Source organism: Clostridium cadaveris, assembly GCF_020911725.1.
Lineage (GTDB): Bacteria > Bacillota > Clostridia > Clostridiales > Clostridiaceae > Clostridium_X > Clostridium_X cadaveris.
Genome location: NZ_CP076620.1, coordinates 2677390 through 2701652, shown reverse-complemented (window position 1 = coordinate 2701652; position 24263 = coordinate 2677390). Strand labels below are relative to the sequence as shown.

The 24263-nt window shown below is 31.3% G+C and carries 29 protein-coding genes and 1 pseudogene; 23 read left to right on the top strand and 7 right to left on the bottom strand.

What is annotated here, in order from left to right; genetic code table 11:
* The first annotated feature begins 69 nt into the window (after nt 1–69).
* The 7 genes from KQH81_RS12900 to KQH81_RS17780 all read left to right on the top strand — a co-directional run bounded on the left by KQH81_RS12900 (nt 70) and on the right by KQH81_RS17780 (nt 8135).
* Complete coding sequence (locus tag KQH81_RS12900) at nt 70–5130, top strand: leucine-rich repeat protein (RefSeq protein WP_230028382.1); 5061 nt, start codon at nt 70–72, stop codon at nt 5128–5130.
* An 876-nt stretch (nt 5131–6006) separates the two neighbouring features.
* Nucleotides 6007–6465, top strand: coding sequence for a GNAT family N-acetyltransferase (locus tag KQH81_RS12895; RefSeq protein ID WP_027640169.1), 459 nt, complete (start codon nt 6007–6009; stop codon nt 6463–6465).
* A 228-nt stretch (nt 6466–6693) separates the two neighbouring features.
* Nucleotides 6694–6831: an RNA polymerase sigma factor gene (locus KQH81_RS17790; protein ID WP_233429148.1), complete on the top strand. Its 138-nt coding sequence runs from the start codon at nt 6694–6696 to the stop codon at nt 6829–6831.
* Nucleotides 6779–7036 (top strand): hypothetical protein, encoded by a 258-nt coding sequence (locus KQH81_RS12890; protein WP_230028380.1) that lies wholly within the window; start codon nt 6779–6781, stop codon nt 7034–7036. The genes KQH81_RS17790 and KQH81_RS12890 overlap by 53 nt, the downstream gene beginning before the upstream one ends.
* Nucleotides 7037–7054: 18 nt before the next feature.
* Nucleotides 7055–7351 carry a hypothetical protein gene (locus tag KQH81_RS12885; protein ID WP_051196388.1) on the top strand — a complete coding sequence of 99 codons (297 nt, stop codon included), beginning with the start codon at nt 7055–7057 and terminating at the stop codon, nt 7349–7351.
* 265 nt (nt 7352–7616) lie between these two features.
* The gene (locus KQH81_RS17785) at nt 7617–7757 is read left to right on the top strand and encodes a hypothetical protein (RefSeq protein ID WP_341349893.1); all 141 of its coding nucleotides are present in this window, start codon (nt 7617–7619) and stop codon (nt 7755–7757) included.
* A 78-nt stretch (nt 7758–7835) separates the two neighbouring features.
* Entirely contained in the window at nt 7836–8135 is a 300-nt protein-coding gene (locus KQH81_RS17780) for a group II intron maturase-specific domain-containing protein (RefSeq protein WP_027640170.1), read from the top strand.
* A gap of 264 nt (nt 8136–8399) precedes the next feature.
* On the opposite strand, the gene KQH81_RS12875 is transcribed toward KQH81_RS17780, so the two are convergent.
* The 4 genes from KQH81_RS12875 to KQH81_RS12860 all read right to left on the bottom strand — a co-directional run bounded on the left by KQH81_RS12875 (nt 8400) and on the right by KQH81_RS12860 (nt 10780).
* A complete protein-coding gene (locus KQH81_RS12875; protein ID WP_027640171.1) occupies nt 8400–8633 on the bottom strand; it encodes a hypothetical protein in 234 nt (77 codons plus the stop codon).
* 399 nt (nt 8634–9032) lie between these two features.
* Nucleotides 9033–9368, bottom strand: a complete 336-nt coding sequence (locus KQH81_RS12870; RefSeq protein WP_027640172.1) for a thioredoxin family protein — start codon at nt 9366–9368, stop codon at nt 9033–9035.
* Between the two features lie 16 nt (nt 9369–9384).
* On the bottom strand, nt 9385–10392 hold the full coding sequence (locus KQH81_RS12865; protein ID WP_230028378.1) for a permease: 1008 nt from the start codon (nt 10390–10392) through the stop codon (nt 9385–9387).
* An 82-nt stretch (nt 10393–10474) separates the two neighbouring features.
* Nucleotides 10475–10780: an ArsR/SmtB family transcription factor gene (locus KQH81_RS12860; RefSeq protein ID WP_027640174.1), complete on the bottom strand. Its 306-nt coding sequence runs from the start codon at nt 10778–10780 to the stop codon at nt 10475–10477.
* Between the two features lie 196 nt (nt 10781–10976).
* Here KQH81_RS12860 and KQH81_RS12855 point away from each other — a divergent pair.
* The 14 genes and pseudogenes from KQH81_RS12855 to KQH81_RS12795 all read left to right on the top strand — a co-directional run.
* A pseudogene (locus KQH81_RS12855) lies at nt 10977–11370 on the top strand (integrase DNA-binding domain-containing protein); the annotation flags it as partial.
* A gap of 117 nt (nt 11371–11487) precedes the next feature.
* Nucleotides 11488–12546: a DMT family transporter gene (locus KQH81_RS12850; protein ID WP_027640176.1), complete on the top strand. Its 1059-nt coding sequence runs from the start codon at nt 11488–11490 to the stop codon at nt 12544–12546.
* A 210-nt stretch (nt 12547–12756) separates the two neighbouring features.
* Nucleotides 12757–12897, top strand: coding sequence for a sigma factor-like helix-turn-helix DNA-binding protein (locus tag KQH81_RS17620; RefSeq protein WP_081670414.1), 141 nt, complete (start codon nt 12757–12759; stop codon nt 12895–12897).
* The gene (locus KQH81_RS12845; RefSeq protein WP_230028376.1) at nt 12887–13093 is read left to right on the top strand and encodes a hypothetical protein; all 207 of its coding nucleotides are present in this window, start codon (nt 12887–12889) and stop codon (nt 13091–13093) included. Before KQH81_RS17620 ends, KQH81_RS12845 begins: the two co-directional genes overlap by 11 nt.
* Before the next feature lie 20 nt (nt 13094–13113).
* Nucleotides 13114–13875 carry an anti sigma factor C-terminal domain-containing protein gene (locus KQH81_RS12840; RefSeq protein WP_230028374.1) on the top strand — a complete coding sequence of 254 codons (762 nt, stop codon included), beginning with the start codon at nt 13114–13116 and terminating at the stop codon, nt 13873–13875.
* Between the two features lie 16 nt (nt 13876–13891).
* Nucleotides 13892–14671 (top strand): hypothetical protein, encoded by a 780-nt coding sequence (locus tag KQH81_RS12835; protein WP_099336225.1) that lies wholly within the window; start codon nt 13892–13894, stop codon nt 14669–14671.
* A 255-nt stretch (nt 14672–14926) separates the two neighbouring features.
* Entirely contained in the window at nt 14927–16309 is a 1383-nt protein-coding gene (locus KQH81_RS12830; RefSeq protein WP_099336228.1) for a tyrosine phenol-lyase, read from the top strand.
* Nucleotides 16310–16478: 169 nt separating this feature from the next.
* Nucleotides 16479–17162, top strand: coding sequence for a GntR family transcriptional regulator (locus KQH81_RS12825; RefSeq protein ID WP_027640187.1), 684 nt, complete (start codon nt 16479–16481; stop codon nt 17160–17162).
* A gap of 125 nt (nt 17163–17287) precedes the next feature.
* Nucleotides 17288–18076 carry a class I SAM-dependent methyltransferase gene (locus tag KQH81_RS12820; RefSeq protein ID WP_027640188.1) on the top strand — a complete coding sequence of 263 codons (789 nt, stop codon included), beginning with the start codon at nt 17288–17290 and terminating at the stop codon, nt 18074–18076.
* 15 nt (nt 18077–18091) lie between these two features.
* On the top strand, nt 18092–18550 hold the full coding sequence (locus tag KQH81_RS12815) for an NUDIX hydrolase (RefSeq protein WP_230028372.1): 459 nt from the start codon (nt 18092–18094) through the stop codon (nt 18548–18550).
* A gap of 246 nt (nt 18551–18796) precedes the next feature.
* A complete protein-coding gene (locus tag KQH81_RS12810) occupies nt 18797–20482 on the top strand; it encodes a SulP family inorganic anion transporter (protein WP_099336224.1) in 1686 nt (561 codons plus the stop codon).
* 153 nt (nt 20483–20635) lie between these two features.
* A complete protein-coding gene (locus KQH81_RS12805; RefSeq protein ID WP_099336223.1) occupies nt 20636–20839 on the top strand; it encodes a heavy-metal-associated domain-containing protein in 204 nt (67 codons plus the stop codon).
* A 35-nt stretch (nt 20840–20874) separates the two neighbouring features.
* On the top strand, nt 20875–21030 hold the full coding sequence (locus KQH81_RS12800; RefSeq protein WP_099336222.1) for a hypothetical protein: 156 nt from the start codon (nt 20875–20877) through the stop codon (nt 21028–21030).
* 175 nt (nt 21031–21205) lie between these two features.
* Entirely contained in the window at nt 21206–21865 is a 660-nt protein-coding gene (locus tag KQH81_RS12795; protein ID WP_230028371.1) for a class I SAM-dependent methyltransferase, read from the top strand.
* A gap of 72 nt (nt 21866–21937) precedes the next feature.
* On the opposite strand, the gene KQH81_RS12790 is transcribed toward KQH81_RS12795, so the two are convergent.
* From KQH81_RS12790 to KQH81_RS12780, 3 genes are all read right to left on the bottom strand, one after another.
* Complete coding sequence (locus tag KQH81_RS12790; RefSeq protein WP_230028370.1) at nt 21938–22531, bottom strand: chromate transporter; 594 nt, start codon at nt 22529–22531, stop codon at nt 21938–21940.
* A gap of 2 nt (nt 22532–22533) precedes the next feature.
* On the bottom strand, nt 22534–23085 hold the full coding sequence (locus tag KQH81_RS12785; RefSeq protein ID WP_099336220.1) for a chromate transporter: 552 nt from the start codon (nt 23083–23085) through the stop codon (nt 22534–22536).
* A gap of 114 nt (nt 23086–23199) precedes the next feature.
* Nucleotides 23200–23577: a metal-dependent transcriptional regulator gene (locus tag KQH81_RS12780; RefSeq protein ID WP_027639380.1), complete on the bottom strand. Its 378-nt coding sequence runs from the start codon at nt 23575–23577 to the stop codon at nt 23200–23202.
* A 169-nt stretch (nt 23578–23746) separates the two neighbouring features.
* On the opposite strand from KQH81_RS12780, the gene KQH81_RS12775 reads away from it, so the two are divergent.
* Together KQH81_RS12775 and KQH81_RS12770 are read left to right on the top strand one after the other, a co-directional pair.
* Nucleotides 23747–23959: a FeoA family protein gene (locus KQH81_RS12775; protein WP_027639379.1), complete on the top strand. Its 213-nt coding sequence runs from the start codon at nt 23747–23749 to the stop codon at nt 23957–23959.
* Between the two features lie 13 nt (nt 23960–23972).
* Complete coding sequence (locus tag KQH81_RS12770; protein ID WP_027639378.1) at nt 23973–24194, top strand: FeoA family protein; 222 nt, start codon at nt 23973–23975, stop codon at nt 24192–24194.
* The last annotated feature ends 69 nt before the right edge of the window (nt 24195–24263 follow it).

The window sequence follows — 24263 nt, the reverse complement described above, 5'->3', positions numbered from 1 at the left end:
ATGTGTTGGAAATTATAGGTTAAGGTGATATTATTAAAGTAAATATGTCTAAATATGGGGGGAGAGATTATGAAAAAGAGAAGATGGATTGCATTGCTGTTATGTTTTATTATGCTAATGTCAGATGCAATTCCCGTATTCGCAACAAATGTGAAAAACCAAAGTGAAGTAGTCTGGACATCAAAAGATTTCACATATGGAACTTATGAAAAAGATTTGTATGGTTGCGATTACACAAGACAAATTAAAGTCAAAGGAGTGGCGATTACAGGTTTTTCTGAATCGGGTGAAGAAAAATTAACAAAGAGCAAAGATTTAGTAATCCCATCAGTTGATGATGAGGGATATGCCATTGTAGGCATAGCTGGTAGTGCGTTTAAAGGGAAAGGACTTACATCAGTAGTATTCCCTACGGGAATGATGGTAGACTATGACGATACCATTACTCATAAAGTAACCAAGAGAGGGAATTTTGTGATTGCTGAAAATGCATTTTCGGGTAACCAATTAACTTCGGTAGTTTTGCCAGAAGGAGTAATTGCAGTTTTATCAAATGCATTTATGAATAATAAAATTGAAACTGTAAAATTACCAAAAACAATTTGGTGGTTAGAAACACAGGCATTTTCGAAAAATAGAATCACAACGGTTAATTTTCCAACTACATGTGATTTTCAACTTGAAATGCATGGGATGACATTTGCAAATAACTTTATTAAATCAGTTCGTTTACCAGATTATACAGAAGTAGTAAACAAAGATGCGTTCATATTAAACACAGGAATGGAACCAATTGAAGCAACTGCAAAGGATACTTACAAAACATACATAGTTGATGGAGTAAAACATGATGCTGGTGTTGTGTATATGTACACAGATAATGCAGAATTGGAAGGAAAAGATCGCATTCATCATACAGGAAAAGAAACCGCATCGCAAAAATCATATGTGCAGAAGTTGGTCGTAACCAATGGTTCTGGTGATACGAATCTGCTATGGAACATTAGTGATTTTACTGTGGATGGCACAACAATCACAGGTTTGTCAGATTCAGGAATAGATAAAAGAAAAACCAATAAGCATCTAGTAATTCCGGAATTTAACAAAGATGGTCAGTATATTACGGAGATTGGTAGTGCGCCTTTTGGTGGATATGGTTTGTTCGCATCAGAAACGGAAAAATTTGAATCCGTTTATCTACCAAGTGGTGTAAAAATAATTGGCAACTTTGCATTTCAAAATAATGATTTGAAAGAAGTTACATTCCCTTCTAAATTAGAGAAAATAGGAAATGTGGCCTTCCAAACAAATAACTTAACAAGCGTTATCTTACCAAACAGTGTTACCTCATTAGGAAGTGGTGCATTTGCAACCAATCCGAAATTAGAACGAATTAGCTTATCAAAAGGATTGACAAAGATTCCAGACAGTGCATTTGGATGTAGTGATGGTGATAACTGGATGGATAAGTTAACAAGTATTGAATTACATGAAGGTATTACAGAAATTGGAAGCCGTGCGTTTGCTGGAAATAATTTTAGTAAAATAGAAATCCCATCAACTGTCACAAGTATTGGGAGTTACGCTTTCTCCACGAAGAACTATTTGAATGGACCATGTGAAGTGATTTTACAGGAAGGCTTGAAAACAATTGGTGCAGATGCATTTAGAAACAAAGTGATTTCTGAAATAGAGCTTCCTACTACAGTTACAAAACTTCATAAGAATACTTTTAGAAAAGAATATTCAGATAGTACTCAAGCATTGGTGACAAAAGTTTATGTTTCTTCAAAAACTCAGTATGAAGATACAAAAAACTTTCCAACGTCTGATTATCATAAAGTGTATTTAACAGACACATCTGTATGGACAGCAGAGGATTTTACTTATGGAGAAGAAAGCGTGGCTTTATATCCAGCATCGGAATATTCTTCAACTAATAATATCACAGTATGGGTTGTGAAAGGTTTCTCGGAACAGGGCGAAGGAAAACTCTCAACAAATAAGGAATTGGTTATTCCTGCAAAGGACCCAACAGGAAGAGTTGTAGAAGGGGTAGGGGCCAATGCCTTCAAAGAAAAAGGAATTACAAAATTAACATTACCAGAAGGTGTTATGACACAACACAGTGAAGACTTTTGGAAAACAGATGCCACGGGAATTGCACAGAGAGGGAATTTCTATATCCTTAGCGGTGCATTCAGAAAAAACAAGTTGACATCATTAGAATTACCAGAAGGAGTTATTTACGTTGGTGGAAATGCATTTAAACAAAACCAACTTTCTAGAGTTATATTTCCAAAAACATTGATGTTTATCGGAAATGCTTCTTTTGCTCAGAATCAGATTCAGTTACTATCCTTTACAGAATCTACTGATTTTGCTTTAAACATTGACACTCAGGCATTTGCTGTCAATCAGATTAGCGCAGTACAACTTCCTGTGAATACAGAGAAAGTTACAAAATGGGCATTTATGCAAAATACAGGTATGGAGCCGGTAACGTCAGGAACGGCTTCAGAGAAAAAAGGTGGCATTGTGTACATGTACAAGGCTGATGCTACTGGCAATTATATTGACCATATAGATAATAAAAAGTCTAACGTACAAAAACTAATTGTTGGAACCATTCCATCTAAATATACATCATGGAATGAAAAGGATTTTACTTATGATGTAGCAGGTACAAGCATTACAGGGTTGTCAAACGATGGAAAAGATAAAATTAAGATTAATCCAAGGCTGGAGTTACCAAAGGTAGGACTAACAGGAGAGAAGATTGTAGCGTTAGGTGATGGTGCAAATAATGTAGGAATTTTTGTGTATAGCGAAGGGGATAAAAACTATACACCAGCTAGTATTGTTTTGCCAGATAGCTTAACTAAAATAGGTAAATGGACATTTGCGTTAAATACAACATTGACTTATGAAGCAGAAATGAAAGCAATTAACCTTCCGGATGGATTGGTTGAGATTGGTCAGACTGCTTTCCAAAATTCAAAATTAGAATCGGTATCTATTCCAGATAGCGTAACTACAATGGGAATTGGAAGCTTTACAGGCAGTGCTAACTTGAAAGAAGTAAAATTATCTAGGAATGTGGAAGTGATTCCTCAATCAGCCTTTGCTTCAGCTATTGAATTAAAGAATATTGCAATTCCAGAAGGTGTAAAAGAAATAGGAAAACAGGCATTTGCAGGAACTCATGTGGAAGAATTAAGTTTACCTAGCACATTGGTAGAAATTGAACAACGAGCATTTGAAAATCACAATTTAGTTACATTGGAAATTCCTTCTAACGTTAAAAATATCGGAAAATATGCGTTTAGAGTAAATCAAGAAGGATATACAGGAAAACTTAAAACACTAGTGTTACATGAAGGGTTGTTAAGTATTGGACAAGAGGCATTTGTCGGTTCGGCAATTGAAGAAGTAACACTTCCAAGTACAACTGTTCTTTCTACTATAGATAAAGCAGCGGATTGTATTTTTGGAAATAAGTCAAAGCCAGCGGAACCAATCGTTGTTGTCCGTGTTTCAGATGAATCAAAAGTAAATGCATACAATACATCATATGCAAACAACTATTCTCACAGAGTTATTTATGATGAATTACTAGGAAGTGGATGGAATCATAAAGATTTCACATATGATGAAGGTACCGCAACTATAACTGGATGGTCAGAAAGTGGACAGGTAAAACGTACTCAATTACGTGAATTAGTTCTTCCAGATACAACTCCAGATGGAAAAACAATTGTTGCAGTAGGGGAGGGTGCATTTAAGATTCCAGATAATGAAGTTGTAATTACAAAGTTTGGGATATATTCACCAAATGGTATGCGTTCTGTTAAACTTCCCAATGGTATTCAAACGATTGGAAAAGAGGCATTTTCTCAAAATGCATTAACAGAAGTAGATTTAAAGAGTGTTACTGAAATTGGTTATCGTGCATTTTATGGGAATGATCTTGTAAAAGTACAGATTCCAGATACAGTTACAAAGCTTGGGGATGGAGCGTTCGCTACAAATGACATTAAAGAATTGAAACTTTCTTCAGGAGTTACAATTATTCCTAAAGGTGTATTCTCCATGAATATTCATCTTGAATCCATTGAAATTCCAGATACGGTTACTGAAATTGGAGCGACAGCATTTGCAGGAGCTAGATTAACATCTCTTACTATTCCAAAATCTGTTGAGAAAATTGGTGAAAAGGCATTCCACCTACACCATTTATCTTCATTGACCATTCCAGGCAATGTCAAAGAAATTGGAGAATCAGCATTTGAAGGGACATACAAAGCAACTACACTTACAAAATTAGTAATTGAAGAAGGTGTAGAATATATTGGAAAATTTGCATTTAAAGAAGCATTATTGGAAACTGTATATTTACCAAATAGCATTAAAAAAATAGGAGAGAAACCATTTTTAAATAATTCAGGAAAAGATGGTTCTCACGTAGTTGAGATTATTACAAAAAATTATGCACACTTAAGCTTTGTAGATGATTCTTATAGTATTACATATGCAGGAATTTGGCCTATTTCCGCTTATGAGAATAGTATTAAATTATCAGCTGATGCAGTCCCTTATACAGGCACAGAGTTGAAACCTACTGTAAGTATTGAGGGATTAACAGAAGGAAAAGATTTTGTTGTAAGCTATAAAAACAATATTGAAGTAGGTACAGCAACTGTTGTAGTTACTGGGGTGAATGGATACAATGGCGAAATTTCGAAAACATTTGTGATTACATCTAATCCATTTGTAGCAGAGAATGAGCAGCTTAAGGCGGACAAAGAACAACTACAAGCAGAGATAGACAGACTGAATAAACAACTGAATTCTCATAAATGCGAGACAAAAATAGTGGAAAAGGTAGTTGAGAAAGATACTCCTGTTGAAAAAGAGGTAGCAGCAGCAGTAGAGCAAAAAGAGGTGCCAAAACAAGAATCAAAACAAAAACAAGAGGTCAAGGACAAATCTACAGAAGAACTAAAAGAGAAAGTGGTGAGTGGAAAAGCTGAAACAGGAAACAATCAGCTTATCGTTGGAATTGTAATAGGTGCACTGGTCGGTGGATGTATCGTGTATTTACTATGTGGTAAAAAGAAAATAGCTTAAATGAAAAAAAGAGAATGTGCATCAATTTAAAGTGGAATCTATAAGATAGACACTAATAAAAGAGAGTCTATCTATATAGCAATGTCATTAAGTTAAGATGACAAAGTCAGATCTCTATACTAGGAAATAGTATAGGGGTCTTTTTTTTATAAAAAATAGTTAACAAGAATAAGAATATGTGCAGCCGCTTTCGCTTAAACAAATGCTAACAGGAATTAGTGGTACCTAATCTACTCAATAGAAATTTCAAGCAAGGAATATCTGGTAAATTATTGCTTACAGGTATCACATATCTACCATATTCAAATAATAATATGGCTTTAATTTAAAAGCTATAAATGATGACAAAGTATTAACTCAAATTCATTAAGTGTGTGATTAACTGGTGATGTTGACAACACTACTATTGAAAGTATGCACCATAAAAATAAAAAGTTTGTTTTTGGTAATAATCATATAATTAAGTTACCACATCATGGTTCACTAAATTCTGATAAGATTATTAAAGAGAATATAATTAAATATTTTGATTTTGCTATATCAACAGGGTACAAAAAACATGGTTTGCCAAAAGATGAAATTATAAATAAATAACCTCTTTGATAACTGAATAATATGGTGTTTACAAAATATGTTATAATTAATTCATAATTGTATTATAACACTAAGTAAAGATTACTAAGATTAATAAAGGGGGGAGTGTGTTATGAGTAAGGATTTAAAAAGGTGGTTGCCTTATGTATTTGGGTTCTTCTTTATTGCAGGAGTAATTGTTACGTCTATTTATTATGTGTTTGTAAAATAGTGGATAGAGTAACTTCATATATTTATTAAAGTGCTAACTGAAAATTATAAACATATAAGGTGGTGCAAAACATGAAAGTAAGAAAAACGGTTAAAGAGGACATTGACTTCCTCATAAAGATTCGTATGGAATACCTGTTTGCAGAAAAAGGTGTGTCTTCTTCGGAAGAAGTGCAAGATATTAGAAGGAAGTTAGAAGAATATTTCACTCAACATCTTAACAAGGGATTTATTGCTATCATTGCCGAGAATGAAAATGAAGTATTAGCAACTGCATTTATGTCAATCGTGGAAAGACCTCCGCTAATAGCGTTTTCATCATATCTTGTTGGTACAGTGTACAATGTCTTTACATACCCTCAATATAGAAGAAAAGGCATTGCAACGAAAGTTATGAATGAACTTTTATCTGAAGCAAAGCTATTAGGCGTTGCTGCAGTTGATTTAATGTCAACTGAAAAAGGGAAACCATTATATGAAAATCTTGGATTTCGAGTATCAAATTATACATCAATGAACAAGTTCCTCTAACTCCAGCAAAATAATCATAATAAGCGAGATAAATTAAATAAATCTGAATTTTAGGTATGGATTATTTATATAATATACAATTCTATCGGAATTAAAGCACTGAACTCATATAGAGAATCAGTGCTTTTTAAAATACCATAGAAAATTTTGGGGTACATATTGTAACCTTTTATTATTCTCAGTTGTATTATCAGTGAAAGGCTTTCAAATAGATTAAGGAGTAGACTCATGAGGTTATCGGTAGAGATATTGATTGAAAAGTACAAGAACAATATTTATGTAATAGCTTTTAATTTATGCAAAAACGCTCAAGATGCAGAAGATGTTGTTCAGGATACATTTATTCAGTATTTATCAAAAAAATGATTTTGAAACAGAGCAACATATACGTGCATGGCTTATCAGAGTAGCAATTAATAAAGCAAAGAATAAAAACAACACTTTTTTTAGAAGGAATACATTACATTTGGAAGACTATATAGAAACATTAACTTTCGAATCATCTGAATCATTGGAATTATTTGAGGAAGTTATGAAACTACCTAATAGGAAAGATGAAAAAAATAAGTAGAAAGCAAAAATAAATCAAATGGTTGCAGCTGTTGCTACCTGTGTACTTTTAGTGGGAGGATCAACTGTTGCATATGCTGCTGATTTAGGCGGAATTCAACGTATAGTTCAGCTTTGGATACATGGAGACAAAACTGAAGTATCCATTGATTTTAATTCTGACGGAAGCTATGATATGGAATACTACGACAACAAAGGAAATGTCATTCAAGAAAGTGGCGGTGGAGTTGCTTCAAATCTTAATGGAAGCGAAAGACCTATAACAGAAGATGAACTAATGGATCACCTTGATGACCCAGAAGTAAGATATGAATAGGATGGCTCTGTTTGGATTTATTATTTTAATCAAAAAATTAATATAACAGATAAGTTTGATGATAATATTTGCTATGCTCAAGTTTCAAACGGAAATGAAACATTATATATGACTATAAAATATAAAAATGGATGGAGTATAAGCTCTAATAAATATCAGAGTCCTTCTTCATTTAACTAATAGCATAACAGTTAGATAAATGAAAATGAGCATAACTTAAACTAAAAAATAATGATATAAAAAATACCGTACTATTCAAAAGAATATGCGGTATTTATGGGAAGCAGAAAGATATTATGAACAACTTAAGGAAAGAATGGCGAAATTCAACCTAGAACTTGAAGATAATAAAAGTAGATTGTTGAAATTTGGTAAGTTTGCAGAAAGCAATAGGAAAGCAAGGTGAGAAGGAAAACCAGAGACATTCGATTTCTTAGGATTTACATTTTACTGTGGGAAAAGTCGCAGAGGGTATCCATGTGTAATGTTACAAACAAGCAGAAAGAAATTTAGACAAAAGCCGAAAGATACTAAAAAGTGGCTGTATGATAATAGAACTATGCTAGTTAGAGAAATGATAAAGGCATTAAATCTTAAGTTGGTTGGGCATTATAGGTACTATGGTATATCTTTTAATGGCAAGATGATAGCAAACTTTTTGCATAGGGTACAGCAATTTCTATGTAAGACATTGAATAGGCGAAGCGACAAGAAAAGTTACAGCTGGGATGGATATAGAAATGCTAAAATATTATCCTTTAGCAAAGCCAAAGATATATTTTAAGCTGTTTTAATTGTGAATGTTATTATGAGGAGTCGTATGCGGGAAAGTCGCACGTACGGATTCTGTGAGTGGCTTACATTGTGAGGTGTAAGTCTACTCGACTGTTGACTAGCTTATTGAATAAATAGAGAGAAGAAAACTAAAAATACTGTATTATTCACAAATGAATACACAGTATTTTTTATGTTGCAATCATAATATATTGAGAATTAAAATGTAGTAAGAATGAAAGTTAGAAGGTTATATAAATGATTAGTAAAATTATTACTCTATAATAGGGTCATCATCAGAATCTTCATTTGAAGAAGTAGAACTTTGTTTTTTAGATGAAAGATATTGTTCTTGAGATGCAATTGTAAGCATTATACAACCTACACCAACAATGAAATTACCTAGTACATTTATTTCATCAGGAGTTCTATCCTTTGAAAAAGAAAGTGCTAACATATTTGTTAATATAACTAAGTCTTCTGATGATAAATTGTCTAACGATATCATTCTTACACCCACCTACAAATTTAGTATATTAATAAATATGATTTATTTACAAATATATGAGTATTTATTAACAAGTTTTATATCTAATTTACGATTATATGCACAAACACTACACTATCAAGCATTTTGAAGTATAGAAAAATACTTTTTTCTCATTGGGTTAATCCTCCCCTTTCCGCAAATACTGAAATATATAAACGGAAATACCGCATATACCTTTAGGTAATGTAAAAAAGAGAGCAAGAAAAAAGCCCGCACAAAACATATAGTATGCACGAGCCTTTAAAATTTTCTTATATTCAGATGTTGATAAAAGCCATATTTTTCTGTGTAATGGTATGCTTAAAACGGTTTATAACAAGAATATTTACACCTATTTTCATGGTCTTTATGATATTTTTATTTTTTAGTCAATAGTGCTTTAACTTCTTCTACTGTCAATACTTTTCCATACGATATAACTTCGCCGTCAACAACTAATGCTGGTGTAGACATTACTCCATAGCTGGCAATTTCTGCAAAGTCTTTAATGTGTTCAATCTCATAGTTTAACTGAAGTTCAGATAATGCTGTTCTAGTTGATTTTTCTAATTCCATACATTTTGCACAACCCGAACCAAGTATTTTAATGCCTTGCTCTTGTTTCTTACTTTCTGCATTTTGCATAGTTTCAGATGTGCAATTTCCACTACAGCAACATGATTTTGTTTCTTTTTTCTTTCCAAATAATTTCATTTCTTATTCGCTCCTTTTAAATAAATAGTGTACTAAAAATATTAAAGAGATAACCTACAAGGATAATGCCAAATGTACAAATAGCAATAAATAAAGTTAATAGTTTTGTCTTTACGGCCTTTTTTAGCATGATTAAAGACGGTAAACTCAATGTTGTTACTGCCATCATAAATGATAAGATTGTACCTAATTGTGCCCCCTTTGCAAGCAAAGCCTCTGCAACTGGAATTGTTCCGAAAATATCAGCGTACATAGGAACTCCGACAAGTGTGGCTAAAATAACACCGAACGGATTGCTGCTTCCTAAAATACTTTCAATCCATGTTTCAGGTATCCAGTTATGGATAATTGCTCCGATACCTACACCGATCATAATGTATGGAAATACTTTTTTGAATGTTCCCATAACCTGCTCTTTCGCATATTGAAGCCTATCCTTTTTAGTTAAGGTAGGAGAACTAATATCAACGTTACTTGCATTTTTGACGAAATCTTCCACATATTTTTCCATGTGTAGTTTTTCAATTAAAGTACCACCAATAACAGCGATTATCAGACCTACAATTACATAAGCAAAAGCAACTTTAGCACCGAAAATACTCATTAGCAATACAAGACTTCCTAAATCAACCATAGGGGAAGAAATCAAAAAAGAAAAAGTTACTCCAAGTGGTAATCCTGCACTTGTAAACCCTATAAATAAAGGGATAGAAGAACATGAGCAAAATGGCGTAACTGTTCCCAACAATGCAGATATGATATTTGCTCCGATACCATGAAAACGTCCTAAAATTTTCTTACTTCGTTCTGGTGGGAAATAACTTTGAATATACGAAATAAAGAAAATCAGTAAACACAATAAAATTGTGATTTTGATTACATCGTATAGAAAGAATTGAACACTTCCACCTAAACGACCGTTAATGTCAAACCCTAGTAGTGATAGTCCATTACCAATTAAACTATTCAACCATTTCATGCCTAATATTTGGTCTTGAAAAAATAACCATATTGAATTGAACATTTCCCAAAAACCCCTCCTTTATACAACATATCAACTTTTTTTGATATGAAAAAGTTTTATAAAAGCCACCTTTCGATGACCTTTATTTGCAACAACTTGATTGATTTTCGATATTTGGTGTTGTTAATTCTAACAATCTTTTTGACGCATATTCACTTCCGCTTTTGCTAAGACTGTAATGCGTCCATTTACCGTCTTGTCTTGCGGTAACAATACCAGAGTCGCAAAGTATCTTCATGTGATAAGATAAAGCCGATTGTCCTATGTTCATATTTTCAATTAGAACACACGCACATTTTTCGCCACTTTTCAAGTAATCTAAAATAGTTAGCCTTTTTGTATCACAAAGAGCCTTAAAAATTTTAGAGTCTTTTGAAAAATCAGTCATTATCATCGCTCCTCACATCAAAATATTTTGATATATATATCATAAATCTAACAAATGAATTTGTCAATATATCATATCAAAATATTTTGATATATTTCTATTTCTTTCTCTTGATTACCCATTACAGAAAAGAAAAAGCCCTGCCGAGAGTTTTGCCACCATTGGTGGTGCTTGCAATCTTGATCGGGATTTTTGTTTGCTGTATCTTCTTACAAGAGGACTTATCCTGCATACTGGAGAGAGCCAACGAACAGACAGAAAATACTTATACAAATATATGGATGCATTTGGAAGCACAGAATATGTGTATGCTTGGAGGTTGGCACCCACAGACCCAACGCCAAAGGAAACAACTCATGCTGTTATTAAAAGAGAACAAGTTAGGTGATAGGAGCATTGACAATATCAAACCCTATGAGGCTAAGGAATGGGCGTTACGCATGAAAGAGAAAGGTTTTTCCTGTAATACCATTAACAACTATAGACGCTTGTTAAAAGCGTCATTCTATATAGCCATACAAGATGATTGCGTGAGGAAAAATCCCTTTGAGTTCAAGTTAAGTGAAGTCATAGAAAATGACACAAAAGATGATTAATAAAAATATTTTTTTAAAATTGAATAGTGTGATATTGAAAAAGATACTATAATTAACTTAATAAGTAAGATAGATTAGAATATTTTGATGAGTTAGAAATGGAGTGAGTATATGAAGAAAAAGAATGTTGCAACAGCATTCGCAATACTAGCGGCATTATTATATGCCATAAATATACCTTTATCAAAGTTATTATTAAGACATGTAGATGCTACAATGATAGCAGCATTTCTTTATTTGGGCGCAGGTATCGGAATGATGATATATGGTTTTATAAATAATTTAATGATAAAAGAAAAGAAGAAAGAGTTGTTAACTAGAAAGGAATTACCATATACAGTTGCAATGGTGATATTAGATATCATTGCGCCAATACTTTTAATGTTTGGTATTGGTAAAACAACATCTGCAAATGTATCATTACTAAATAACTTTGAAATAGTAGTAACTTCATTGATTGCTTTGGTTATTTTCAAAGAAGTAGTTTCTAAAAAATTGTGGGTTGCTATCGGACTTGTGACAATAGCAAGTACAATACTTAGTTTTGATGGAAATGGAGCATTTATATTTAATGAAGGTTCTTTATTCATTCTTGGAGCTTGTATATGTTGGGGACTTGAGAATAATTGTACGAAAATGATTAGCAATAAGAGTTCAGAAGAAATTGTAATTATAAAAGGTTGTTTTTCTGGATTAGGAAGTTTTATCGTAGCATTGATACTTAGAGAAAATATTCCTGAATTTAATTGGATAATATCAGTTTTTATATTAGGATTTGTTGCATATGGACTTAGTATTAATTTTTATATTATGGCTCAAAAGGAGTTAGGAGCTGCAAAGACAAGTGCCTATTATTCAGTTGCTCCTTTCTTAGGAGTTGTTTTTAGTATGATATTGCTTGGAGAAAGACCTACAATACAGTTTTATATAGCGTTAGTAATTATGATTGTTAGTACAGTTATTATGGTTAAAGACAGCATTGGTTTACAGCATAATCATGAACATGAGCATATTCATACTCATGAGCATAGTCATGGTAATTTTATACACATTCATGAACATGTTCATAGACACTGCCACATTCATACTCATGAAGATGAATCAGAAAATCATACACATAATCATGATAATTTGGATTTTCATAACCATATTCATATGTTAGAGGTGTAAAGCTCATACGTAAATTTTAGCTTGTAGAGAATTTTATCATAAGCTATTTAAATCTACCATTCAATAAAGGTTGTTTGGTAGATTTTTTATTTAGTGTAAAATTAATGTATACATATTTGGAGTTAAAACGTCATAGTAACAGAAGTACTTCAATATTAAAACAATTAACTTTTGCTTTATGGAGGGAGGCTACAATGAGTAAAGAATTTATTGATATTTAAATATGATTTTTGTTTGTCTTATAAAGAGATATCAGAATTATTGGATATTAAGGAGAATACAGTTAGAACCTATCTTTTCAGAGCTAGGGAACAATTTAAAAAAGTTTGGGAGGAGAAATATGAAAAGTGATGACGAGAAATTAAAAGAATTATTCGAGACAAAAGAAAAGACTACTTTTGGTAATCCTATTAAAAAAGCCAGATCTTTATCAATAATCAGAAATGTAATAATAAGCTTAATGGTATTTATAATTTTAAATGCTATAGCATTAATATTAAATTCCACCTTTTTAACTAATATTAGTGAGAAAGAAGAAAAAAATTAGAAAACTGGTTTAATATAGCTATGCCAAATGCTTATGTAGGAAATATAAAAAACTATGATGGAGTCATGACTGGAGAGATGGATTATGTTAGATATAGATTTGTAGGAAATAAACCTATAGTTGATGGTGATTATAAAGAAAAGTATACTTACGTGCCTTTAATTAACAATAATTATGGTAATAGGGGAGACTACTTATGGAATAGCAATGGGAAATCGTTAGAAGATATCCAGCAAAAAAGAAAATATAATAAGATTGGCAAGAGAGTTATGAAATTTTATCATCCATCAATGGAATACAAAAATTATATAAATGAATTAGGAAACATTGATAGTATAGATGATTCTAAACTCATAGAGATGTCACTGTCTTTTGATAAAGAATATACTATGAATCAAATACAAAAAATGTTACCTAAAGATGTTATATTAAATTGGTACTGGATAAATACCTTAAACGAAAATGATACGAAAACTGAGAGTAAAGTAATTTTTGATGAATATGATGTATATGGTATAAAAGTTTTAGATAAACAAGGACATGCAATTATTAATCCTGAAAATAAATTTATAAAAGCTATAATGGATGGTAAGAAAAAAAATTATAGTGAAACTTATGAAAAACTCTTTGATACTTTGAGTAATGGCAAAGGTGCGATTAATATCGAGGATTTAAAGATAATAGGAGTAGTTGTTAGTGGAGATGTGAATACATTAAAAGCTTTGAAGGATGAGAGATATATTAAAGCTGCTACAATTGGAGCTGTTGTAGATAGAGATTAATGGAGGAGGGATAGATGTGAAAACTTATTTAAAATTAGAACTAAAAAAGACGTTATTTTCATGGAAAACAATAATTGCAATTTTAATAATTTCAATGCTATTGATGATATCTTATTTAAAAGAAATAGCTTTTCCATATCCAGGTCTAGATGGAGTAGATTTGTTTATAAGAATTTGTGGATTTTCATATATTGGTTTTTGGGGACCAGTATTAGCTGGTTTAAATTATTCAACATCAATAATTAAGGATGAGGAATCGGGATTTTTAAATAAAGTGTCAGAAGTTATAAATATAAAAAATTATTTAATTACTAAAGGCATAGTGAATGCTATAACAACATTTAGTATTTTTGCAATTAGTCAAGGTGGTTGGATTTTATATCTTATTATGAAATTTGGAATAAATGATGTAGGCATATCAGATATTGCAAAAGGTATTTTTACAGGGGGATATGATGTTTCAAAAATCACATATATTATTCTAATATGTTTAGCTGTGTCTCTGTCTGCAGCTGCCTTTTCAGTATTCATTTTGGGAGTTGTAACATTTACTAAAAAGAAATCTATATCATATATATTACCTATATTTTATGTAATAGTTACGGGTATTTTATTTGATGCATGTCATTTTAATAATTTAATTGATTTTAATGTAATTAAACTGTTCAATTTAACAAGAAATTATAACACAAAAGCTTATGGTTTATTAATATATGATTTTATATTAATACTAGTTGGAATAATGTTCTTATATCAATTTTTAAATAAGAAAATTGATGGTTTACGAGATTCATAACCAAAACGATTTTTAATAAAATTAGAGGCATTAAGATGAAAAATCTTAATGCTTTTTTTGATTTGTAGAAAAATTACTTGTATAAATTTGTTAAAATAGAGATGTTTTTGTATGAAAATTATTCTCTAAGAATATGATTCATTTATTGACGAAACGTATAAAATGGATTAATATGGATTTATAAATGCATGATGCATGATGCATTAAGTGCTATTTGATTTATTTTTATAGTATGAGGGAGGAAAGAAAATGGATATGGATTTATCAAGATACCCTGCAGAACCATTCAAAATTAAGAGTGTTGAACCAGTAAAAATGATTTCAAAGGAAGAAAGGATTAGGGCGATAAAAGAAGCTGGATACAATACATTTAATTTAAAGTCGGAAGATTGCTATATAGATTTATTGACAGATAGTGGAACTAATGCAATGTCGGATGCACAATGGGCAGGAATAATGATGGGCGATGAAGCCTATGCTGGCTCTAAAAATTGGCTTTTTTTAGAATCAACTATAAAGGAATTGTTTGGGTTTAATCATGTTGTACCAACTCATCAAGGACGTGGAGCAGAAAATATTCTTTCTACAATTGCTATAAAACCAGGACAATATGTATTAGGTAATATGTATTTTACAACTACTCGTTATCATCAAGAAAGAAATGGCGGTATTTTTATAGATGTTATTAGAGAAGAAGCGCATGATGCTACTAAAAATATTCCTTTTAAAGGTGATATTGATGTAGAAAAACTAGAAAAAGTTATCATAGAAAAAGGAGCAGAAAATATTGCATATATCTGTTTGGCAGTAACAGTAAATTTAGCAGGTGGACAACCTGTTTCTATGAAAAATATGAAGGAAGTAAGAGAAGTTGCAAATAAATATGGTGTCAAAGTATTTTATGATGCTACTCGTTGTGTAGAAAATGCTTATTTTATTAAAGAACAAGAAGAAGAATATAAAGATAAAACTATAAAAGAAATTTGTCATGAAATGTTTAGTTATTCTGATGGAGCAACCTGCTCAGGGAAAAAAGACGGCATCGTAAATATTGGTGGATTCTTGGCAATCAATGATGATGAATTGTTTGGCAAAGCAAAGGAAATAGTTGTTGTTTTTGAAGGAATGCCATCTTATGGTGGTATGGCAGGTCGTGACATGCAAGCAATTGCTATAGGATTTAGAGAAGCTATGCAATTTGAATATATAGAACACAGAATTAAACAAGTTCGTTATTTGGGAGATAAATTATTGGAAGCTGGAATTCCAATTATCGAGCCAGTGGGAGGACATGCTGTATTTTTAGATGCTAGAAGATTTTGTCCACATTTAACTCAAGATCAATTCCCAGCACAAGCATTGGCAGCAGCTTTATATGTTGAAGCGGGAGTTCGTTCAATGGAGAGGGGAATTGTATCAGCAGGAAGAGATGCAAAAACTGGAGAAAATCACAAACCAAAATTGGAGACTGTTAGATTGACAATACCTAGGAGAGTATATACTTATCGTCATATGGATGTTGTTGCAGATGCATGTATCAAATTATTCCAACACAAAGAAGATATTAAACCATTAAAATTTGTATATGAACCAAAACAATTACGTTTCTTTACAGCAAAATTTGATATTGATGAATAGTATAATATTTTAAAAATCTATAATTTGGTGCCAAAATTAATTAACAAACAGAAACCTTTGATGCTAAGGTTTCTGTTTTTGTGATTTTGATTAGAAAGGATTCTTATAGTATAATTATAATGTTCTGAAAAGATTTTGGAAGAAGTAGATATGAGAGGTATAGTAAGAAATGGCAATTATAAAAAAATCACTAAGCGATCAAATATATGACGAATTGAAAATGGAGATTATCACCAAAAAGATTCTATTTGGATCAAAAATTGTTAATAGAAATTTACAAGAAAGATTCCAAGTAAGCTCTTCTCCCATTCGTGATGCCATTAATAGGCTTTATGCAGATGGTTTAATTCAAAGCATTGATAATACTGGAGCCTTGGTGGTTAATTTTGATGTTGATTTTTATGTGGAAGTTAATGAGATATTATTAGGAATAACTAATACAGGAATAAAATTGGCATTTCAAAAATCCGATCATAAAGAAGTTGCAGATATATTGAAAGAATATATTTCTTTGCAGAAAAAAAGCATAGGAACGGAAAAATACTTTGAATATGATTATGAATTTCATAAGGTGTTTATTGTTTTTTCAAAAAATTCTCGTTTGAAGAAACTATATAAGAAGTTTAATGTACTGCATGAAGTATTATTAAGAGGTTATTATGAAAAAGAAGTTTTTAAAATGCAAGAACATAGCATTGAAATTCATGAAAAAATGGCAGAGGCCTTTTCAGAAAATGACTTGGAAGAATGTTTTCGATTAAATGAAGAGCATTATAAAAAGGCGGAAGAATTATTTAAAGAGGTATTTTTGCGAATTGGGGAAGAAGCTATAAAAACAACCATTGATGATTAGAATATTATGAGGGCATTAAGATGAAAGTCTTAATGCCTTTTACACAGATTATATCAAAGAAATTTTAACTCATGATATAATAGTTTTAGAAAGAGCATAATTTAAAGGGTGGGAAACATAAAGATATGACAATGGAATTAGAAAAATACTATAATAAATTTTGTGAAGATAAAAGATTAACCAGAAGACACGGAAAAGTTGAATATATAACTTCTATGAAGTATATTCATGAATATTTGAATGGCAATAAAAAGGCAAAAATCCTAGATGTAGGAGCAGGGACAGGAAGATATTCCGTAGAGTTAGCTAATGAAGGGTATGATGTAACAGCTGTTGAGCTTGTAAAGCATAATTTAGGTGTTTTAAAATCAAAGGGAAGCACCGTAAAGGCCTATCAAGGTACAGCATTAGATTTGTCAAGATTTGAGGACGATACTTTTGATATGACTTTAGTATTTGGACCTATGTATCACTTATATACTTTTGAGGATAAGGTAAAAGCTCTTAAAGAGGCTAAAAGAGTGACAAAGGTTGGAGGAGTTATATTAGTAGCATATTGCATGAATGAATATAGCATATTAACATATGGCTTCAAAGAAAATAATATCAAAGAATCTATTGAAAAAGGTAAAGTTAGTGATGATTTTCATGTTGTATCAGAACCAGAAGATTTATATGATTATGTAAGGATTGAAGATATCAATAGAGTAAATGAAGCTGCATCAGTGAAAAGAATAAAGCTAATTGCTGCAGATGGTCCAGCTAACTATATGCGTCCTATTCTTCATAATATGGATGAAGAAACATTTAAGCTTTTTATTGATTATCATTTGTCGACTTGTGAAAGGTCAGATTTACTTGGAGCGAGTGCACATACATTGGATATTTTAAAAAAGGAAAATGAAGATAAATAGTGAAAGGTAAGAGATATGGATTATATAAAGTATATAAGAAAATATATGGGACACAGGCCGGTGATTTTGAACGGAACTTCAGTTTTGATTTTAGATCAAACAAATAAAGTATTGCTTCAAAAAAGAACATATCCAGATAAGATTTGGGGTCTTCCAGGAGGAATAATGGAGATGGGAGAAAGTCTAGAAGAGACTGGAATAAGAGAAGTCTATGAGGAAACAGGTCTATATATTAATAACTTACAACTTCTTGATATTTATTCTGGCAAAGAACTATATAAGAAGCTGCCTAATGAAGATGAGTTTTATTTAGTTAATATGGTATATTATACTCACGAGTATCACGGTGAAATGATAGTAAATAAAGAAGAAGGTCTTGAGCTTAGATTTTTTTCATTGAAGGAACTTCCGGAAAAAATGGTTGGAAGCCATCGAAAATTTATTAATGATTTTATTAAAAAAATGAATTTATAGAGAAATCCTCATTTATGAGCAAAACATAGATGAGGATTTTTTTGTTGTTATATGAAATTATGAAATTTTAATGCTTTAGAAAAAAGATTTATAATTTATATAGTTAAGACATAATTTGTTCATAATTAATGTAGACGTATTTTATATGGTATATTATAATATATATGGTGGTATGAAAAATCTGATTAAAATTGAAAATGCTTACTTTTATATTTTCATTAATATATAAATTATGGAGGAGAAAAAATGAATGACTTTAGGCCTAAGCTGTGGGGATGCATGAGGGAGTATACAAAAGACCAGCTCTTTAAGGATATTCTAGCTGGAATCATTGTTGCAGTAATTGCTTTTCCACTATCTGTAGCACTTGCTATTGCATCGGGTATGAGTCCTGAAAGAGGACTATATTCTGCAATAATAGGTGGATTCTTTGTGTCCTTTTTTGGAGGAAGTAAAGTTAACATTGGAGGGGCAACAGCAGCAACTGTAATGACTGTATTTACCATTATTGAAGAATTTGGACTTGTGGGACTAGCCATTGCAAGTATTATGGCAGGAATTATATTAATTATAATGGGACTTTTTAAGTTTGGACAACTTTTAAAGTATATTCCAAAGACTATTACTTTAGGGTTTACAGCAGCTATTGCTATGGGTATTTTTTCGGGACAGATTAAAGGTTTCTTCGGATTAACCATGGAAGAAATACCTGTAAAGGTTATGGATAAGTTTGCAGCATACTTCAAAGTTATAGATACAATAAATATACCAACATTAGCTATTGGACTTCTTTCTATAGCTATACTTATAATTATTCCTAAAATTACAACTAAGATACCAAATTCCTTAGCGGCGATACTTATTACAACGCCATTAGTAATGGCAGCAAATCTAGATGTAGCAACTATTAAAAGCGTATATGGAAATATTCCATCGAATTTTCCGAAATTTCAAGTGCCAGAAATCAGTTTTGAATTAGTTCAAGCTTTAATTCCATCAGCAGTAACTTTGGCATTTTTAATAGCAATAGTATCTTTATTAGCTTGTGTTGTAACTGATGGATTAATGGGAGAAAAGCATAACTCTAATCAAGAATTAGTAGCACAAGGTATTGCAAATATATTTTGTGGATTTTTTGGTGCAGTTCCTGTAGCAGGAGCGGTTGCTAGAGCTTCTAATGGGGTTAAAAATGGTGGTCGTACACCTATTGCAGGAATTGTTCATAGTGTTGTAGTAACTTTTATTTTATTATTACTAATGCCTCTAGCAGGATATATTCCAATTCCTACTTTATCAGCTATACTTATCATGGTAGCATATAATATGAGTAATATTCATGAGTTTCGCTACATGGCTAAGCATGCACCAAAGTCAGATTTTATTGTACTTATAGTTACATTTCTTTCAGGTGTTTTAGTAGATTTATTATTTGCAGTAGAAATTGGGGTTGTACTATCAGCATTGCTTTTAATGAAGAAAATGTCAAACACATCTTCTGTTATAGAGCTTAAACCTGATTGGGAAGATGAGATCCAATCGGAGCCCTTAAGATTAAAATCAATTCCTAAACATACATTAGTATTTGAAATAGAAGGCCCTATGTTTTTTGCTACAGTAGATGAATTTATGAGTATATCAGCTACATCATCCACAAAGGTTGTTATATTAAGCATGAGAAACGTGCCATCAATTGATATAACAGCATTACATTCTTTAGAGGAATTACTGAAAAGATGTAAGAAAAAATCTATAACTCTGATATTTTCTGGTGTTAGAGAGCTGCCATATGAAGTTATGAGAAAATCAGGGTTTATAGAAAAAAACGGAGAAGAAAATTTTTGTGTTAACATAGATGAAGCCTTTATTAAAGCAGATATTATTGGGGAAAAAGCTATTAAACGTAATATACCTAAAATAGTAGTAACGGATTAATATATAAAAATAGTACAAGCTATTAAAATATAACTTAAAATAATCCTCATAGGTGACTTATTTCGCCACCTGTGGGGGTTTTTTTATACTATAAAAAAAGTTTATCGAGGTAAACTAGTAATGTAAATTCTTTATAAGGAGATGATTTTTGATATGGAAAGAGAACATTATGAAATCAATGGTTTGCTTAATTCTTCAGTTAAGACTCAAGTCAAAAATGCCTTAGAAAAGATAGATGGAGTAAACAAGGTATGTGTAGATATAGGAAGAGGAACAGTTGAAGTTGCATACAATAATCCTGCTACTCCAGAAACAATAAAAAGTTGTATTGAAAGCACAGGACACAAAGTTCAATAGAAATAGTTATAGAGAATGTAAGGAGGAAAATACACATGAATACTAAAAATCGTAAATCCTACACCAAAGAAAATTTTTTAGCTAATGGAAATAAAACTCAAAATCAATGGGCAAAAAACAAACTTAATACTACAATTGAAGAACCTGGACTTAATGAAAGTGGCATAGAAGCAAAGAAAAAGGGATTCTAAAAATATATTATTTATTCTTTAATGTATTTTTAAAGTAATTGATGGAGTTCATCATAAAGCAAATTAACTTTATGATGAACTTTTTTATATATAGAATATTTAAAATATAATTTTAAATTATGGTACAATAAATTTATGATTGATATTTATAATATATATAAATGAAGGTGAATTTATGGGGAATGAATATGAAAAGTACATTAAAGTTGAGGATAAAATATATAAAAACTTGGAAATAACAATTCCTACTAATAAAATTATAGGAAACCCTAACTTAGACAAAGGACTTAATTGGATAAGTAGAGGAGTAGAGAAATTATTTGATTTTGGATGTGGCAATGGCAGTATGCTTTTTTATTGTGCATTAAGAGGAGTAGAAAATCTTCATGGAATGGATTTATCTACAGAGGCTATAAAGCTTGCCAAAGAAAGAGCAAAGCTTATGAAATGTGGATTTTATGATTTTAAAGTTGGAAGTATTGAAGAGCTTGTGACAAAAGCTTATGAAAGTTATGATGGAATCATACTATCAAATATCATTGATAATTTGAGACCTGAGGATGGAGAGGAATTATTAAGACAAGCTAGAAGAATTGTTAAAGAAAATGGAAAGATTCTTATAAAATTAAATCCATACATAACTGAAGAAAAAATCAAAGAATGGAATGTAAAGATTATAGATGACAATCTTTTGGATGATGGACTTCTCTTATGGAATCAAACTACGGAGCAGTGGAGAGAGCTTTTTAAGAAGTATTTTAAAGAAGAAGAATTTGTAGATATTTATTTTCCTGAGTATGATCAACATAATAGGATGTTTTTTATGAGAAAGTAGAATAAAGAATCCTTTATGGATGATTTATTGAAGCATTCATGAGGATTCTTTAGAAGATGAAATTTTATGATATTATAGTTTAAATATAACTCCAATTATTGCTGAAAACACTATAAGCATGATTGGACTAAGTTTTTTAAATTTCTTTGATATAAAAAATAGTATACAAAATAATAATATATAAGGGATTTTGAAGAGATCTAAAATCTGACCGCTGGATTTAAATGCATCTAAGCTAAATAAAGTAACCATAAAAATACCTAATCCTGCTGATGCAATAAGAGCTGTTACTGCTGGTCTTAAACCATAAAATACAGATTGAACAACCTCACTTTCTTTAAATTTCTTTAGAAACTGCGCGATTATACATATTATAATCAAACTTGGAAGTACAAGCCCTATTGTGGTTATTAAAGCACCAAGTATTGCTCCGATAATTCCATAGCCTTTTAGTCCAGTAATGAATCCAACATAGGTGGCCATATTTACTCCTATGGGACCAGGAGTTGATTCAGAGACTGCAATCATATCTGTCAAAAATTCAGTTGTAAACCATCCATATTTTTCAATTATCTCTTGAAGAAAGGGAATAGTAGCAAGCCCGCCTCCAATGGCAAATAGACCTGTCTTAAAAAATTCTATAAATAATGTAAAGAATAGTTTCATGATTATTTACTTCCTTTCTTTAAAAAGGATATATGCTTAGCCATAAATCCTAACGCTCCAGATAGGATTACTATAAAAACTGTGGAGATGTTAGTAAAATAAGCGACTCCTAGAGAAAGTATAAATATTATGATACCTAAAGAATCTTTAACACCGCTTTTCCAAAATTTTATTACTGCATTAAGGACCAAGACACATACCGCAACTCTAATTCCAGATAAGGCATGTACAACAACAGGAAGAGTTGCGAAATTTTGAAGTAATCCTGCAATTATACTTATTATTACTATGCTTGGAAATACAATTCCAAAGGTTGCAAATACTGCACCTGCAATACCAGCCTGATAAAATCCTATAAAAGTTGCTGTATTAACAGCTATTATTCCAGGGGTGCATTGAGCTACAGCAAAATAATTCATAATGTCATCATTAGTAGTCCAATGATGCTTGTCTACAACTTCTTCTTGAAGCATAGGAAGCATAGCATATCCCCCTCCAAATGTAAATGTTCCTATTTTAGCGAAAGTAAAAAATAATTCTAACAACTGTTTCAACTATTACCATCTCCTGAAAAGTTTGTAAATTTAATTGTAGAGTACAAATAAGCAATTAAATTTACTCAATATATAATTTAAAAAAGATATAACAAAATTAGGGAGCATTCACCCTTAATAGGTAGATGCTCCTCTTTTATTTATATGTTCTTTAAGTTTTTCAAAGGTTTCTTCGCTTATATCATGTTCTATGCGACAGGCATCTTCTCTAGCAATTTCTTCAGAAACTCCTATACCTACAAGAGCCTTTGTTATAATGGTATGTCTTTCATAAATATTTTCTGCAATATTTTTCCCTTCATCCGTAAGTGTTATAAAACCATTGTTATCCATATTTATTAGTTCTTTATTTCGTAGATTTTTCATAGCAACACTGACACTAGGTTTAGAAAAACCCATCTTGTTTACAATGTCTATAGAACGTACATCACCAGATTTATTTAAAACTAGAATAGTCTCTAAATAATCTTCTAAAGATTCTTGTCTTTTCACATTACTCACCTCCGAGTATTTATTATATAGGTTAACATAGATTACACAAATTATCAATAAATATGAGAAAACCTCTTGACATAGTAAGTTAGCGATAGTAAACTTAAATTAATGAGTTAGTTGAAGCTAACTAGAGCGAATTAAATTAATTGTTAAGAGGGGAGGAGTCATAATGCCCTTAACAATGGCTAGGATAGGTGAAAATAACATTATAAAAAGAATAACAGGTAAGGATGAGGTGCGTCAGCACTTATCGGAATTAGGTTTTGTTGTTGGAGAATCGGTTACCATTGTTTCTGTGATTGGAGGCAATATGATTATATCTGTAAAAAATAGTCGTATAGCAATAGATAGAACAATGGCTAGTAGAATCATGATATAAAGGAGAGAGAATTATGAATACATTAAAAGATGTGAAAGTCGGTTATAAAGCCACTATAATAAAGCTTCACGGAGAAGGAGCAGTAAAAAGACGTATCATGGATATGGGACTTACAAAAGGAACAGAAGTTTATGTAAGAAAGGTAGCACCATTAGGAGATCCTATAGAGTTAAATGTAAGAGGATATGAGCTTTCAATAAGAAAAGCAGATGCCCAAATGATTGAAGTTAATTAATTTAAGGCAGTTTAAGCTGCTAATTTTTTTAAAAAGCAGGTTAGTTTGTGCTAACTGGATGGAGGGAAA

Coding starts and splice junctions, on each gene's coding strand:
- KQH81_RS12900 (WP_230028382.1), top strand. CDS start 70: ATGAAAAAGAGAAGATGGATTGCATTGCTGTTATGTTTTATTATGCTA.
- KQH81_RS12895 (WP_027640169.1), top strand. CDS start 6,007: ATGAAAGTAAGAAAAACGGTTAAAGAGGACATTGACTTCCTCATAAAG.
- KQH81_RS17790 (WP_233429148.1), top strand. CDS start 6,694: ATGAGGTTATCGGTAGAGATATTGATTGAAAAGTACAAGAACAATATT.
- KQH81_RS12890 (WP_230028380.1), top strand. CDS start 6,779: ATGCAGAAGATGTTGTTCAGGATACATTTATTCAGTATTTATCAAAAA.
- KQH81_RS12885 (WP_051196388.1), top strand. CDS start 7,055: ATGGTTGCAGCTGTTGCTACCTGTGTACTTTTAGTGGGAGGATCAACT.
- KQH81_RS17785 (WP_341349893.1), top strand. CDS start 7,617: ATGCGGTATTTATGGGAAGCAGAAAGATATTATGAACAACTTAAGGAA.
- KQH81_RS17780 (WP_027640170.1), top strand. CDS start 7,836: ATGTTACAAACAAGCAGAAAGAAATTTAGACAAAAGCCGAAAGATACT.
- KQH81_RS12875 (WP_027640171.1), bottom strand. CDS start 8,633: ATGATATCGTTAGACAATTTATCATCAGAAGACTTAGTTATATTAACA.
- KQH81_RS12870 (WP_027640172.1), bottom strand. CDS start 9,368: ATGAAATTATTTGGAAAGAAAAAAGAAACAAAATCATGTTGCTGTAGT.
- KQH81_RS12865 (WP_230028378.1), bottom strand. CDS start 10,392: ATGTTCAATTCAATATGGTTATTTTTTCAAGACCAAATATTAGGCATG.
- KQH81_RS12860 (WP_027640174.1), bottom strand. CDS start 10,780: ATGACTGATTTTTCAAAAGACTCTAAAATTTTTAAGGCTCTTTGTGAT.
- KQH81_RS12850 (WP_027640176.1), top strand. CDS start 11,488: ATGAAGAAAAAGAATGTTGCAACAGCATTCGCAATACTAGCGGCATTA.
- KQH81_RS12845 (WP_230028376.1), top strand. CDS start 12,887: ATGAAAAGTGATGACGAGAAATTAAAAGAATTATTCGAGACAAAAGAA.
- KQH81_RS12840 (WP_230028374.1), top strand. CDS start 13,114: ATGCCAAATGCTTATGTAGGAAATATAAAAAACTATGATGGAGTCATG.
- KQH81_RS12830 (WP_099336228.1), top strand. CDS start 14,927: ATGGATTTATCAAGATACCCTGCAGAACCATTCAAAATTAAGAGTGTT.
- KQH81_RS12825 (WP_027640187.1), top strand. CDS start 16,479: ATGGCAATTATAAAAAAATCACTAAGCGATCAAATATATGACGAATTG.
- KQH81_RS12820 (WP_027640188.1), top strand. CDS start 17,288: ATGACAATGGAATTAGAAAAATACTATAATAAATTTTGTGAAGATAAA.
- KQH81_RS12815 (WP_230028372.1), top strand. CDS start 18,092: ATGGATTATATAAAGTATATAAGAAAATATATGGGACACAGGCCGGTG.
- KQH81_RS12810 (WP_099336224.1), top strand. CDS start 18,797: ATGAATGACTTTAGGCCTAAGCTGTGGGGATGCATGAGGGAGTATACA.
- KQH81_RS12805 (WP_099336223.1), top strand. CDS start 20,636: ATGGAAAGAGAACATTATGAAATCAATGGTTTGCTTAATTCTTCAGTT.
- KQH81_RS12800 (WP_099336222.1), top strand. CDS start 20,875: ATGAATACTAAAAATCGTAAATCCTACACCAAAGAAAATTTTTTAGCT.
- KQH81_RS12795 (WP_230028371.1), top strand. CDS start 21,206: ATGGGGAATGAATATGAAAAGTACATTAAAGTTGAGGATAAAATATAT.
- KQH81_RS12790 (WP_230028370.1), bottom strand. CDS start 22,531: ATGAAACTATTCTTTACATTATTTATAGAATTTTTTAAGACAGGTCTA.
- KQH81_RS12770 (WP_027639378.1), top strand. CDS start 23,973: ATGAATACATTAAAAGATGTGAAAGTCGGTTATAAAGCCACTATAATA.